The organism is Massilia violaceinigra, assembly GCF_002752675.1.
Lineage (GTDB): Bacteria > Pseudomonadota > Gammaproteobacteria > Burkholderiales > Burkholderiaceae_D > Telluria_A > Telluria_A violaceinigra.
Genome location: NZ_CP024608.1, coordinates 1,323,316 through 1,336,826 on the forward strand (window position 1 = coordinate 1,323,316; position 13,511 = coordinate 1,336,826).

At 61.4% G+C, this 13,511-nt stretch carries 16 protein-coding genes; 4 read left to right on the top strand and 12 right to left on the bottom strand.

Annotated elements, in window-relative coordinates; all coding sequences use genetic code 11:
* The first annotated feature begins 1 nt into the window (after position 1).
* Together CR152_RS06015 and CR152_RS06020 are read left to right on the top strand one after the other, a co-directional pair.
* On the top strand, positions 2–592 hold the full coding sequence (locus CR152_RS06015; protein WP_099874106.1) for a nucleotidyltransferase family protein: 591 nt from the start codon (positions 2–4) through the stop codon (positions 590–592).
* 47 nt (positions 593–639) lie between these two features.
* Positions 640–2,463: a M61 family metallopeptidase gene (locus tag CR152_RS06020; RefSeq protein WP_099874107.1), complete on the top strand. Its 1,824-nt coding sequence runs from the start codon at positions 640–642 to the stop codon at positions 2,461–2,463.
* A 105-nt stretch (positions 2,464–2,568) separates the two neighbouring features.
* Here CR152_RS06020 and CR152_RS06025 read toward each other — a convergent pair whose 3' ends face one another.
* The 8 genes from CR152_RS06025 to CR152_RS06060 form a co-directional block, all read right to left on the bottom strand.
* Positions 2,569–3,189, bottom strand: a complete 621-nt coding sequence (locus tag CR152_RS06025) for a hypothetical protein (RefSeq protein WP_157778344.1) — start codon at positions 3,187–3,189, stop codon at positions 2,569–2,571.
* A gap of 43 nt (positions 3,190–3,232) precedes the next feature.
* The gene (trpC, locus tag CR152_RS06030) at positions 3,233–4,033 is read right to left on the bottom strand and encodes an indole-3-glycerol phosphate synthase TrpC (RefSeq protein ID WP_099874109.1); all 801 of its coding nucleotides are present in this window, start codon (positions 4,031–4,033) and stop codon (positions 3,233–3,235) included.
* A 9-nt stretch (positions 4,034–4,042) separates the two neighbouring features.
* A complete protein-coding gene (locus tag CR152_RS06035; RefSeq protein ID WP_099874110.1) occupies positions 4,043–4,675 on the bottom strand; it encodes a LysE family translocator in 633 nt (210 codons plus the stop codon).
* Between the two features lie 97 nt (positions 4,676–4,772).
* Entirely contained in the window at positions 4,773–5,804 is a 1,032-nt protein-coding gene (trpD, locus tag CR152_RS06040; RefSeq protein WP_099874111.1) for an anthranilate phosphoribosyltransferase, read from the bottom strand.
* A gap of 36 nt (positions 5,805–5,840) precedes the next feature.
* Complete coding sequence (locus CR152_RS06045) at positions 5,841–6,404, bottom strand: anthranilate synthase component II (protein ID WP_099874112.1); 564 nt, start codon at positions 6,402–6,404, stop codon at positions 5,841–5,843.
* Position 6,405: 1 nt separating this feature from the next.
* Positions 6,406–7,902 carry an anthranilate synthase component I gene (gene trpE / locus CR152_RS06050; protein ID WP_099882048.1) on the bottom strand — a complete coding sequence of 499 codons (1,497 nt, stop codon included), beginning with the start codon at positions 7,900–7,902 and terminating at the stop codon, positions 6,406–6,408.
* A 193-nt stretch (positions 7,903–8,095) separates the two neighbouring features.
* On the bottom strand, positions 8,096–8,806 hold the full coding sequence (locus tag CR152_RS06055; protein ID WP_099874113.1) for a phosphoglycolate phosphatase: 711 nt from the start codon (positions 8,804–8,806) through the stop codon (positions 8,096–8,098).
* A gap of 101 nt (positions 8,807–8,907) precedes the next feature.
* Positions 8,908–9,261 (bottom strand): winged helix-turn-helix transcriptional regulator, encoded by a 354-nt coding sequence (locus CR152_RS06060; protein ID WP_099874114.1) that lies wholly within the window; start codon positions 9,259–9,261, stop codon positions 8,908–8,910.
* Positions 9,262–9,356: 95 nt separating this feature from the next.
* On the opposite strand from CR152_RS06060, the gene CR152_RS06065 reads away from it, so the two are divergent.
* Entirely contained in the window at positions 9,357–9,905 is a 549-nt protein-coding gene (locus CR152_RS06065; protein WP_099874115.1) for a carboxymuconolactone decarboxylase family protein, read from the top strand.
* Between the two features lie 374 nt (positions 9,906–10,279).
* Here the strand turns inward: CR152_RS06065 and CR152_RS06070 are convergent, their stop codons facing one another.
* The 3 genes from CR152_RS06070 to rpe form a co-directional block, all read right to left on the bottom strand.
* On the bottom strand, positions 10,280–10,759 hold the full coding sequence (locus CR152_RS06070; RefSeq protein WP_208640082.1) for a hypothetical protein: 480 nt from the start codon (positions 10,757–10,759) through the stop codon (positions 10,280–10,282).
* A gap of 396 nt (positions 10,760–11,155) precedes the next feature.
* Entirely contained in the window at positions 11,156–12,097 is a 942-nt protein-coding gene (locus CR152_RS06075; protein ID WP_099874116.1) for a hypothetical protein, read from the bottom strand.
* A 9-nt stretch (positions 12,098–12,106) separates the two neighbouring features.
* Complete coding sequence (gene rpe, locus CR152_RS06080; RefSeq protein ID WP_099874117.1) at positions 12,107–12,790, bottom strand: ribulose-phosphate 3-epimerase; 684 nt, start codon at positions 12,788–12,790, stop codon at positions 12,107–12,109.
* Positions 12,791–12,967: 177 nt separating this feature from the next.
* On the opposite strand from rpe, the gene apaG reads away from it, so the two are divergent.
* Positions 12,968–13,342: a Co2+/Mg2+ efflux facilitator ApaG/CorD gene (gene apaG / locus CR152_RS06085; protein ID WP_099874118.1), complete on the top strand. Its 375-nt coding sequence runs from the start codon at positions 12,968–12,970 to the stop codon at positions 13,340–13,342.
* A 9-nt stretch (positions 13,343–13,351) separates the two neighbouring features.
* On the opposite strand, the gene CR152_RS33570 is transcribed toward apaG, so the two are convergent.
* Entirely contained in the window at positions 13,352–13,495 is a 144-nt protein-coding gene (locus CR152_RS33570; protein ID WP_167399847.1) for a hypothetical protein, read from the bottom strand.
* Positions 13,496–13,511 lie beyond the last annotated feature (16 nt).

Consider the following 13,511-nt stretch of genomic DNA (forward strand, 5'->3'; position numbering starts at 1 on the left):
CATGACCCCCGTCGGCATTTTGCTGGCCGCCGGCAGGGGGCGTCGATTCGATCCGACTGGCGCAGCGAGCAAGCTGCTCCAGCCTTTGCCTGGCGGCGAGCTGGTTGTCGCCGCCAGCGCCCGCGTTCTGCTCTCCTCAGTAGACAAAGTGATCGCCGTCGTGCGGCCCGGCGACGGCGGCGTGGGCGACTGCCTGCGCGCGCTGGGCTGCATCGTCACGGTTTGCCAGGACGCCGACAGCGGCATGGCCGCGTCGCTGGTGCACGCGCTCCGTCATTCGCTGCCCGAGGCGCCATCGTGGCTGATCGCGCTGGGCGACATGCCCCATGTGCGCGCCTCCACCATGCTGGCGCTGCGCGCCGCGCTGGAGCAGGGCGCGCCGATCGCGGTGCCGGTGCATGCCGGCCAGCGCGGCAACCCGGTCGGCTTTGGCCGCGTCCACCTCGACGCGCTGCTGGCGCTGCAGGGCGACCAGGGCGCGCGCGCCATCCTCAAGGCGCATCCGGCGAGTGTTGTTCCGGTCGACGATCCGGGCATTTTTTCGGACATCGATACCGTCGCGGACCTGTTAAAAACAAGTACACTCGCGTAAAGGTTGACAGCCTGCGCTGGTCCATCTCCACGAACTACCCACTGATCATGAAAAAACCGACACCCAAGAAGCCGGCTGCTATCAAGTACGCCATTGTTCCCAAAGACCTGGGCGCGCACCTGTTCGACGTGACCGTCACCGTGGCTGTACCGTCGCCGGATGGCCAGGTATTCGCCCTTCCCGCATGGATCCCGGGCAGTTATATGATCCGTGAATTTTCGCGCAATATCGTCCAGATCCGCGCCGAATCGAACGGCAAGCCGGTCGCGCTGACAAAACTCGACAAGCATTGCTGGCAGGCCGCTCCGGTGGCCGGCGCACTGACCGTGCAGTACGAAGTCTACGCCTGGGACCTGTCGGTACGCGCGGCGCACCTGGACCAGACCCACGGCTTTTTCAACGGCACCAGCGTGTACCTGCGCGTGCTGGGGCAGGAACATACGGCGCACGAAGTCGACATCCAGCGTCCTCTCGACGCCGCCGCCAAGACCTGGCGCGTGGCGACCTCGCTGCCCGAACTGGGCGCGAAGCGCTACGGCTTCGGCACCTATGTCGCCGGCGACTACGATGAACTGATCGACCATCCGGTTGAAATGGGCGATTTCGCACTGGCCACCTTCAAGGCGTACGGTATCGCGCACGACATCGTCGTCTCCGGCCGCGTGCCCAACCTCGACATGGCGCGCCTGCAGGCCGACCTGAAAGCCATCTGCGAAACCCAGATCGCATTTTTCGAGCCGCGCACCCGGCGCGCGCCGATGGACCGCTACGTCTTTCTCACGCTGGCCGTGGGCGACGGCTACGGCGGCCTGGAACACCGCGCTTCGACCGCACTCATTTGCGCGCGCGCCGACTTGCCGAGCACCGCGGCACCGCGCACGGCCGACATCGGCGAAGGCTACCTCAAATTCCTGGGCCTGTGCAGCCACGAATATTTCCATACCTGGAACGTCAAGCGCATCAAGCCGGCCGCGTTTGCGCCCTACGACCTGCAGAACGAAACCTACACGCCGCTGCTTTGGCTGTTCGAAGGCTTCACCAGCTACTACGATGACCTGATGCTGGTGCGCAGCGGCATCATCGGCGAAGCGGCTTACCTCAAGCTGCTCGGCAAAGCCGTCAGCGGCGTGCTGCGCGGCAGCGGGCGCACCAAGCAAAGCGTGGCCGATTCCAGCTTCGACGCCTGGGGCAAATACTACCGCCAGGACGAGAATGCGCCCAACGCCATCGTCAGCTACTACGGCAAGGGCTCGCTGATCGCGCTGGCCTTCGACCTGACCATCCGCGCCAAAACCGAGGGCAAGAAGTCGCTCGACGATGTGATGCTGGCGCTGTGGCAGCGCTATGGCCGCGATTTTTACCCGACCGCGCGGCGCGGCGTGACCGAAGCCGAAGTCGAAGCGCTGTTCGACGAGATCAGCGGCTTGAAACTCAAGCCCCTGTTCGACAAATACGTGCGTGGCACGGCCGACCTGCCGCTGGCCAAGCTGTATGCGCCGTTCGGCGTCAAGCTGGAAGACCTGCGCAAGAACGCCAAACCGGCGTTCGATGTGGGCCTCGGCCGCGATGGCGGCGACTGCAAACTGACCCAGGTGCACGAAGGCGGCGCGGCGCATCGCGCCGGTCTGTCGGCGGGCGATATCCTGGTGGCGGTGGAGGGCTTGCGCGTGTCCGGCAGCCCCTCCAATCTGGATGGACTGCTGTCGCGCTACAAGGTGGGCGACACGGTTGGCGTGCACGCGTTCCGGCGCGACGAGCTGATGACGTTCAGCGTGCAGCTGCAGGGCGACTGCGTGCCGGATGTGAAACTGTCGCTGGTGGACGAGCGCAAGAAAGGCGCGGGGCCGGCGCGGCCAAGCGCGCTGCGTTGATGCGGCTGCGATAGACGCGTAAGGAAAGTGACGCCCGGTGCCGGCATGTACAGAGCCGTCGCCCGGGCGCTTTCATCGTGATGGACAGTCGATTCCCGTCACGGCTTATTGCGCGATGGCGTCTTCCTTGTTCAGGGTCAGTTCGGCGCGCTGCTCGGGTGTCTTCTTGAGCAGGTCCGCGATGGCGGCGGCCTTGGCGGTCTCGTTCCCCACCTTGTACTTCGCATGGAGCAGGTCCGCTTCAGGCGACTTTTCGACGAAGCGGGTTTTCGACACCCACCCCGCGAAATCCGGATTCTCCACCGAGAAGCCTGCCTTTCCGCTGGTGCGGATCGGACGCAGCTGGAATCCCATGCCGTAAATGAAGCGCGCCACGACATAGTAGCGTTTGCCCGCTTCCACGTTCGCATCCATCAGATAGTTATACGCGCCATAACCGGCCATGAAGCGGTGTGCGCCCGGCGTGACCAGATGGACCGACTTGCTGTGCGTGGGGAGCATGGACAGCAAGGTCATGTCGCTGTCGGTGACGTCGTATATGCCGACGGCGGCGAGCGGCATCATCAGATTTTTCGGCTGCAGGAAGATGATTTGCGCCTTGTCCGCCGGCGGCGCCGACAGGGTCGTTGCCGTGGCGTCGATGAACGTTGGCGGTGGCGGTGGGCCGGATGACGCGCAAGCGCTCAACGCCAGGATGGCGGCGACCATGATCAGTGTTTTTTTCATTGGATTAAAGGCACGGTGTGCGGGTGTGTCAAAAGGTGGGCTTTCAGCTGAACAGGCGCTGCAATTCCACGCCCGGTTCCGGCGCGCGCATGAAGGCTTCGCCGACCAGGAAGGCGTGCACGTTCGCGTCGCGCATGCGCTTGACGTCGGCCGGTCCCATGATGCCCGATTCGGTCACCACCAGCTTGTCGGCCGGAATACGCGGCAGCAGGTCGATGGTCGTTTGCAGCGATGTCTCGAAGGTGCGCAGGTTGCGGTTGTTGATGCCGACCAGTTTCGTATCGAGCTTGAGCGCCGCTGTCAGTTCGTCGCCGTCGTGCACTTCGACCAGCACGTCCATGCCCAGTTCGTGCGCGCAGGCTTCCAGCTCGGCCATCAGGCCGTGATCGAGTGCCGACACAATCAGCAGGATCGCATCGGCGCCCATCGCGCGCGCTTCATATACCTGGTACATGTCGATCATGAAGTCCTTGCGGATCACCGGAATCTCGCAGGCGGCGCGCGCCTGTTTCAGGTACTCGACCTGGCCCTGGAAGAACTCCACATCGGTCAGTACCGACAGGCATGCCGCGCCGTGGCGCGCGTAGCTCTCGGCGATGTTCGCCGGACGGAAGTCCGCGCGCAGCACGCCTTTCGACGGCGACGCCTTTTTTACTTCGGCGATCACGCCCGCCTGGCCGGCAGCGATGTGCTTGCGCAGGCTCGCTTCGAAGCCGCGCAGGTTGCGGCGCGCTTCGGCATCGGCTTCGACTTCGCGGCGCAGGCTGGCGAGGTCGCGGTGTTTTTTTGCGGCGGCGACTTCGTCAGCCTTGACCGCCAGGATTTTATTGAGGATATCGGACATGATGAAGTTTCAGTTGGGTTTGGAAAGCGCGAGCTTGACGCCGAGCCAGATGAACAGGCCGCCGGTCACGCGGTTAAGCCACAGCGACACGCCCGGGCTGACCTTGATGCGGGCACTGGCCTGCGCCGTGAACAGCGCGAGCGAGGTGCACCACAGCATGCCGTTCAGGTTGAAAATGCAGCCGAGGATGACAAAGGCGAGGGCCTTGCTGGGCGCATCGTGCGCGATAAATTGCGGCACGAAGGCCAGGAAGAACACCGCCACCTTGGGGTTCAGGACATTCGTCAGGAAGCCCTGCGCGAAGATTTTTGCGTACGGCAGCGGGGGCACGGTTACCACTGCGGCCGGGTCGGTCCGCTTGCTGCGCAGCAGGCCGATCGCCATGTAGATGATATATGCCGCGCCGACGTACTTGACGACCATGAAGGCGGTCGCCGAGGTGGACAGAATGGCCGACAGGCCGAGCGCCGCGGCCAGCACGTGGATCATGGTGCCGGCGCCGATGCCGAGCGTGGCGGCCACGCCCGCACGCCAGCCTTGCGTGGCGCTGCGCGTCATGATCAGGAGCGAGTCGGGTCCGGGCATGATGTTGAGCAGCAGGCCGGAGACGATGAACAGGGGGAGGTCGTGGATGCCAAACATGGTGGAGAAATCCTAGCCGTCATTGCCACGCGTTGGCGCGGCAATGACGGCATTAAGTTCGAAGGCATATGGCGCCTTCAAGTCGATACTTCGACGATCAGACACCGAGTCGCTGGGTCACCTGGACGAACTGGTCGACCTTGGCGCGCGCGGCGCCCGATTCGATTGCGGCGCGTGCTTTTTTCAGGCCGTCTTCAATTGAGCTGGCTACGCCGGCCGCGTACAGCGCCGTGCCGGCATTGAGCGCCACGATGTCGTAGGCCGCTCCCGGCTCGCCGTTGAGCGCTTCCATCATCTTGATCTTCGACTCGTCCGCATTCGCCACCTTGAGATTGCGGCTGGCGATCATCGGCAGGCCGAAGTCTTCCGGATGAATTTCGTATTCGCGAATTTCGCCGTTGACCAGTTCACCGACCATGGTGGCCGCGCCGAGCGAGACTTCATCCATATTGTCGCGCCCATACACCACCACCGCATGCTGCGCGCCGAGGCGCTGCAGCACGCGCACCTGGATGCCCACCAGATCCTGGTGGAACACGCCCATCAGGATATTCGGCGCGCCGGCCGGATTGGTCAAGGGACCCAGGATGTTGAAGATGGTGCGCACGCCCAGCTCGCGCCGCACCGGCGCCGCATGCTTCATGGCGGCGTGGTGATTGGGCGCGAACATGAAGCCGATGCCGGTCTGCGCGATCGACTGCGCGATCTGCTCGGGCGAAAGGTTGATGTTGGCGCCCAGCGACTCGATCACGTCGGCGCTGCCGGACGACGACGATACGCTGCGCCCGCCATGCTTGGCCACGCGCGCACCGGCGGCCGCGGCCACGAACATCGCCGTGGTCGAAATATTGAAGGTGTGGGCGCCGTCGCCACCGGTGCCGACGATGTCGAGCAGGTGGGTGGTGTCGGCCATCGGCACCTTGGTCGAAAATTCGCGCATCACTTGCGCGGCGGCGGCGATTTCGCCGATGGTTTCCTTCTTCACGCGCAGGCCGAGCGTGAGCGCGGCGATCATGGTCGGCGACATTTCGCCCGACATGATCTGGCGGAACAGGTGCAGCATCTCGTCGTGAAAAATTTCGCGGTGTTCGATGCAGCGCAACAGTGCTTCTTGTGGAGTGATCGGCATGGCAGTTCCTTGATCTGGGCAGGGCGTTACGAGGGCTTAGCGTTCGAGAAAATTCTTCAGCAAGGCATGGCCATGCTCGGACAGGATCGATTCGGGGTGAAACTGCACACCCTCGATATCGAACTCCCTGTGCCGCACGCCCATGATCTCGCCGTCATCGGTCCATGCCGTCACCTCAAGGCAGGCTGGGAGCGACGAGCGCTCGATCGCCAGCGAGTGGTAGCGGATGACCGTAAACGGACTCGGAAGATTCTTGAACACGCCCACGCCGGTGTGCGCAATCAATGAAGTTTTGCCATGCATGACCTGCTTGGCGCGAATCACCTTGCCGCCGAACGCGGCGCCGATGGCCTGATGGCCGAGGCATACGCCGAGGATCGGCAGCTTGCCCTTGAACTGCTCCAGGATGGAAACCGAGATCCCGGCTTCGGCCGGTGTCTTGGGACCGGGCGAGATGCAGATGCGGTCCGGCTGCATCGCGCTGATCTCGTCGATCGTGATTTCGTCGTTGCGGAAGGTAGCAACTTCCTCGCCCAGCTCACCGAAATACTGCACCAGGTTGTAGGTGAACGAGTCGTAGTTATCGATCATCAGCAGCATCTCAGATCTCCCCATCCAGGCCGTCTTGCACTTGCTCGGCTGCGCGCAGGACCGCACGCGCCTTGTTTTCGGTTTCCTGCCATTCCATTTCGGGGATCGAATCGGCCACGATGCCGGCGGCGGCCTGCACGTACAGCATGCCGTCCTTGATCACGCCGGTGCGGATCGCGATCGCCACGTCCATTTCGCCGCCAAAGGACAGGTAGCCGCAGGCGCCGCCGTAGATGCCGCGCTTGGTCGGTTCGAGTTCGTCGATCACTTCCATGGCGCGCACTTTGGGCGCGCCGGTCAGGGTGCCGGCCGGGAAGGTCGCGCGCAGCACGTCCAGGTTGGACATGCCGCTCTTCAAAGTACCTTCGACGTTCGAGACGATGTGCTGCACATGCGAGTATTTTTCCACGACCATGCGCTCGGTGACCTTGACGCTGCCGGTTTCGGAGATGCGGCCCAGGTCATTGCGCGCCAGGTCGATCAGCATGACGTGTTCTGCGATCTCTTTCGGGTCGGCCAGCAGTTCCTTCGACAGTTCGGCGTCGCGTTCCGGCGTGGCGCCACGTGGGCGGGTGCCGGCGATCGGGCGCAGCGTGACTTTTTTGGTGCCGTCGGCCGCGGTTTCGTTGCGCACTAAAATCTCTGGCGAAGCGCCGACGATCTGCATGTCGCCGAAATTATAGAAGTACATGTACGGGGACGGATTCAGGGAGCGCAACGCGCGGTACAGGGTCAGCGGGTTGTCCACGTAGGGCTTGCGGATACGCTGGCCGATCTGCACCTGCATCAGGTCACCGGCCATCACGTATTCGTGGGCACGGGCCACCGCCTTGAGGTAATCCTCTTTGCTGAAGTCGCGCACCGCTTCGGTACGCACCGAGCTCGATGTCACCGGCGCGTCGACGCCACGGCGCAGCATCATGCGCAGGTCCTTCAGGCGCTGGCGCGCCTTGGAATACGCTTCCGGCTGCGTGGTGTCGGCATACACGATCAGATACAGCTTGCCCGACAGGTTGTCGATGACCGCCAGTTCCTCGGTCACCATCAGCTGGATGTCGGGCAGGCCCAGGTCGTCCTTGGGCTGGGTATCGGCCAGCTTGCGCTCGATGTGGCGCACGGTGTCGTAGCCGAAGTAGCCAGCCAGGCCGCCGCAAAAACGCGGCAGGCCCGGACGCAGCGCCACTTTAAAGCGCGCCTGGTACTGTTCGATGAAGTCGAGCGGATTGCCGTCGTGGGTTTCGATCACCTCGCCGTTCTTGACGATCTCGGTGCGCGTGCCGAAGGTGCGCAGCACCGTCGATGCGGGCAGGCCGATGAAGGAGTAGCGCCCGAAACGCTCGCCGCCGACCACCGATTCGAGCAGGAAGGTGTTCTTGCTGACGTTCTGGGTCTGGGCCAGCTTGAGGTACAGCGTGAGAGGCGTTTCGAGATCGGCGAAGGCTTCCGAGATCAATGGGATACGGTTGAAGCCTTCGTTGGCCAACGATTTGAATTCGAGTTCGGTCATGCTTTTCTCCATGCCGCCATGGCGCATCCGCGGGCGGTGGGTTTCAAAAAACCTGCCGGCGCACAGGGGCAGCCGACAGCAATCACTACAGGGTTACTTAGCCCAGGATTGCCAGCGTCGCCAAAGCCAGGCCTCAATCGAGCCGGTTTGGGTGACATTGTGTTTTTTGATGAAAAACATATGTGATGGAAGGTTAGTATGTGTTGTGGTTGTGGGAACGAATCAGGGTTGCCGCTTCTACAAGTGAGGTAACTATACCATCGGAATCTGTTTCGTGTATAGCCTGCCCGTGGTTATAACCATACGGTACCGTCAACACAAAGCATCCAGCTCGACGAGCGGCCTCGGCGTCGTTGGACGAGTCGCCGATCGCCACCACCTGCGACGGCGCCAGATCGAAGTCGGCGCACACCTGCAGCAGCGGCATCGGGTCCGGTTTTTTGCGTGGCAGCGAGTCGCCGCCGTACACAATTTCGAAATACTCCGCCAGGCCTTTTTGCGCCAGCAGCGGCGTAGCAAAGGCGATTGGCTTGTTGGTCACGCAGGCCAGGCGCAGGCCGTCGGCTTTCATGGCGTCGAGCCCGTCGAGCACGCCGTCGTACAGCAGGCTATGGTCGCCGTTGATCGCCAGGTAGTGCCGCTGGTAGAGCGCCATGGCCTCGTCGAAGCGCTGTTCGACACCGGTGGCGTCGTGTTCCAGCGCGAGCACGGCGCGGATCAGGTTTTCGGAGCCTTTGCCGATCATCAGCGCGATCTGCTCGTGCGCGATCGGCGCGTAGCCGAATTGTCCGCGCATGGCGTTGATGGCGACATGGAAGTCGGGCAGGGTATCGAGCATGGTGCCATCGAGATCGATGATGGCCGCGCGAATCGGGGCGTGGATCGACTGGATAAAATTGGTCATCGGGGAATAGGGACGGTCAGGATTGGAACATTTTATCGGAGCTGAGCGTAGCGGTGTCGGTCGATCTTCCTGTCATTGGAGCGGGTTGCCAATCCGGGTGATTATTCGGATGCATCCGCTTCTTTCGAGATGAGCATCTTGTGCCAGTCGTCAGACCATCGCAGCAAAGGCATCATGGCTTTCAACAAGCTCGCTCCGCTCGGGCTTAAGGTGTAGCCGCCGGATTCCGCAGTGTCGAGGATGCCGGTTTCGCGAAGTTCTCGCAGGCGCAGATTGAGCACCGTCGGCGACATATCGTCGCAGCACTCACGCAATTGACGGAACGTCAGCGGCGTATCGCGCAGCTCCCAGATGATGCGCATTACCCAGCGCCGGCCAAGCAAATCGAGCAAGGCCATGATCGGCCGCCCCGTGTGCGAGCCGCGTACCGGTCGACCCGGTTTTGGAACAGTCATCACTTCTCCTTTTTTTTGCTACGTTAAACGTAGCATAGTGCTACACTATCCGTAGCATTCGAGTGATTTTACCACTCGTACCCAAGGAGACCGGCATGTCGACCACCAGAATTGTTCCGCTTGAAGCCCCGTATGAAGATGCGGTTGCCGAGACATTCAAGCGATTCCTGCCACCGGGCATGGAACCGCTGAAATTATTCAGAACGCAGGCGCACAACCCGCGCGTGTTACAGCGCATGTTTGCGGGAAATCTGCTCGACCAGGGATCAATCGATCTGCGTGCACGGGAACTGATTATTTTGCGTACCTGTGCGCGCTGTGGTTCCGAATATGAATGGGGTGTGCACGTCGCGTTGTTCGCGGAGCGGGCGGCATTGAGCACCACCGACGTGGCGGCAACGCTTGGCAGCGATCCTGAACATAGTGCCTTGCCCGCGCACGAGGGATTGCTTTTAAAGGCGGTGGACGAACTGCACGACTCGTCCACCATCTCCGACGGGCTATGGGATGAATTGGCGCGGCATTATTCGTCAGCGCAGATCCTTGAAATCATCGCGCTGACCGGAAATTACCATGCGATCTCGTTCGTGACGAATGCCGCCAGGGTGGAACTGGAAACGTTTGCGCCGCGTTTCAGCCGTTGAAGCATAGGCCGGGGAGGGCCGGGCGCTCTTCCCTGTGCCAAGCGGATGATGAGGCGCCGGAGTGGACGCCGTCAGCATGATTTCCTGGTTGACCTGTGACGTCGCCCGCGTCCATGCGGCCAAATACGGAGGGAACGTGTCGGCAAGCCGATCGGCTTTGTAAATCGCCTGCCTGATTATCTTCTGCTCCCGTTTATCGAGCTGGTGCCTTCCCAGGTCGTAGTCCGCGCAGCCGTGCCACACATACCCGTTCGATTGTCTTGATCGTTAACGGTTCAACACCGCCGTTGATCGGCGCATCGGTGCATCAGCGCCGATGCGGTGTGCACTTGAGTGCACGACCTGGCGTCGCTTCAGGCAGCGACGGTGCGCGCTTACTCATCCGCTTGTGTCTCGGACTCGGTCGCTGGTGTTTCGGGTTCAGCCGGTTCGGCTGGTTGACCGGATCGGCCCGGTGCCTGATTGGTGCGCAGGATTGTCATGAGCGTCGATCCGCCGGCTTTTTCGCAATCGGGTGCAGCACCGGTCCACTTGATCGCCTCGCCGCGAGCGACGGGGCGTACGACACGCCATGGGAAGAAGCCAAACCGTTGCGAACCGTTATAGTTAATGATGGCGTCCCCACCTCTCGCTTTGGCGCGTTCGGACAGTTCCTCGACCAGCTCCGAGACGCTGCCATACGTGCCCTTGGCCGCTTTGACTTTCCTGATTACCTTGTACGGAAACTCCGCAGGCGGCACGCTGGCGAAAAAGCAGAAATTGCTCGGGTCGGATGTTGGTGCCACATCTTCCGCCGCTGAGGCTGTGTTCAAAAAGGCAAGCGCCAGAATGCAGCAGAGCGAGATTTTATTCATTTTAAAGCGATCCCTTCGTCAATTTTTATTGCAAATATGCAAGAATATAAATACAGGCAGCGAGTATGAGCTGAAACAGGCAATTCATCAATTGGCGTGTGCTATTGGCCTGTGCGACGTTGTAAATTCGCCAATTTGACCGGAAAGCTGCGCTGTCGCACCGATCAAGCTGATGGATTCATACGATTGATCAGGCAGCGGGGTTGCTCATACTGAAAACGAAAGCCAGTAGAACCGGTCCTTTTCGGCGTATTTCTCGTCTACGATGTGCGCGCGCGATAATCGATCCGTTTTCTCTGATCCAGAAACGTCGGGGCAGTGGATTTCAATTGGCGGAGGTGACAGCGTCAAGGTAGTTTCCCTGCGTCGACCGGTGCCGTGATGGCCAGCGGCGAATCAGGAAATATCGTTACTGAATCGATCGGATTGAAACGGATAGGTTTTCATGATGTGGACCAGTTCCGCAGCCGCCTTGGCCCCTTCCAGAACTGTCAGTGGATATGCTTTCCTGAAAGCGCTGACCAGCGCGAGCCTTGTCCCCTTTTGAGCAAGGGAGATCAATTCGGGGGACGAAACGACAACGTCGCCAAGCACCATGGGATGACCCGTGTAAGAGATTGGCGCACGCTTGATGGTCTTGATCGCCGACGGGTCAACACCGTGACCAATCAGCGCATCGGCATCGGTGCTTTGCACTATCCAATGGACGGCTCGGCTTCGTTTCAGGAGCAGATCCATAGGGAGGATCTGCGCCAGACCCCTGCGAGGGCCCTCGAAGCCCGATAAATCGACGATCAAGTTGCAGTGATCGGACAGGGCGCCTACCCGCGTTTCGATGTCGTTCGCGTCGTTTCGATGCGCCCGCGGCGCAAGGCGAAGGCGCAGGGGAACTTCGTCGTACAAGGTCACGGGCGACTGCAAGTCGAGGTAGCTGCGGATGATCTCGAGCTGTTCCTCGGCGACTCCGCCGCAGCGCTCGGGAGGGAAGCAGTCGAATACAGCACGGAGCATCGCGTGCGCTGCGCTGCCTGGATCGGGACTCCACAGCGAAAAATGCCGCGGCTGAACGCCGGTCGAAGCGAATGTACCCCCAATGCGCATGCCATCGCAGCCAGATTCGCTCCACCGGTCATCCCAATCTGCCAGCATGGCCGAACAACAAGCATGAATGGCCGCCATGACGCGCGCGTCCACCGGCAGCGTGAAGACCAAGCCCGGAAGAAGTCCTGTGGGATGGGCTTCGAATGTGGCAATGCCGGTAACGTCGCCCTCGACCCGAATAGAACCGCCCCGATGGAACGACGGCCCAAATCCGAGGCGAAGGTCGAAATACGGCATCGCGGCGCTTTACGCGCGGCCCTGTGGACCGACCTTGGCCAGCTCCACGCGCATGGCGTCGATGACGGCCTTGTAGTCCGGCTGGCCGAAAATCGCCGAACCGGCCACGAAGGTATCCGCGCCGGCAGCCGCGGCGGCGGCGATATTGTCGATCTTGATGCCGCCGTCGACTTCGAGCAGGATGTCGCGGCCGGAGTCGTCGATCATGCGGCGCGCCAGCGCGATTTTCTTCAGCGCTTCCGGAATGAAGGACTGGCCGCCGAAGCCCGGATTGACCGACATGATCAGGATCATGTCGATCTTGTCCATCACATGGTCGAGGAAGTGCAGCGGTGTGCCGGGATTGAATACCAGGCCGGCCTTGCAGCCGTTATCGCGAATCAGCTGGAGCGAACGGTCGATATGCTCGGACGCTTCCGGGTGAAAGGTGATGATGTTCGCGCCAGCCTTGGCGAAGTCCGGGATCAGGCGGTCGACCGGCTTGACCATCAGGTGCACGTCGATCGGCACCTGCACGTGCGGGCGGATCGCCTGGCACACCAGCGGGCCGATGGTCAGGTTGGGAACATAATGGTTGTCCATGACGTCGAAGTGAATGATGTCGGCGCCCGAGGCGACAACATTGCGGACTTCCTCGCCCAGGCGGGCGAAATCGGCGGACAAAATGCTGGGAGCGATGCGGAAAGTGGTCATGGCGGCTGGCAAGGAGCTTGCGGTGAATGAAGATGCGCTATTTTACGCTGTCCCACGGAGCGCCCTTGCAGCGAGGCCGATTTTGCGGTGCAATGTATGATGCCCCGCCGGCCCTCGTCGGGCCGGCGCCTGAAAATTCACTCGGGCAACTTTTACAGTCTCAATCAAGGAATCAAGATGGCCGCTTACGAATTTACTGTTACTGTCAGGACCCAGTACCTGCCGGAGCAGTCCGATCCGAGCCGAAGCAATTACGTGTTCACGTATTCGATCACGATCAAAAACACCGGCACCGTCGGCGCGCAGCTCATTTCGCGGCACTGGGTGATCACCGATGCGAACAACCACGTTGATGAAGTGCGCGGCCTGGGCGTGGTCGGTCACCAGCCGTTGCTGCAGCCGGGCGAACAGTTTGAATACACCAGCGGCACCCAGCTCGCCACCGCGCAAGGCTCGATGACCGGCGAATACTTCTGCGTGGCCGAAGATGGCCATCAGTTCGAGACCAAGATTCCCGAATTCGTGCTGTCGCTGCCACGCACCCTGCACTGATATCCGCGATCAGTGGGCGGTGTCGTCGGGCAGTTCCTTTTTCTTCTCCGGCGCGTTCAGCTCCTGACTGTTATTGGTCGGCTTCTGTCCCGAATACATCGTCCACCACACGATAAACACCAGCAGGAACAGCGCCACGCCTGCTTCTAGCATTAATACCCACATATCG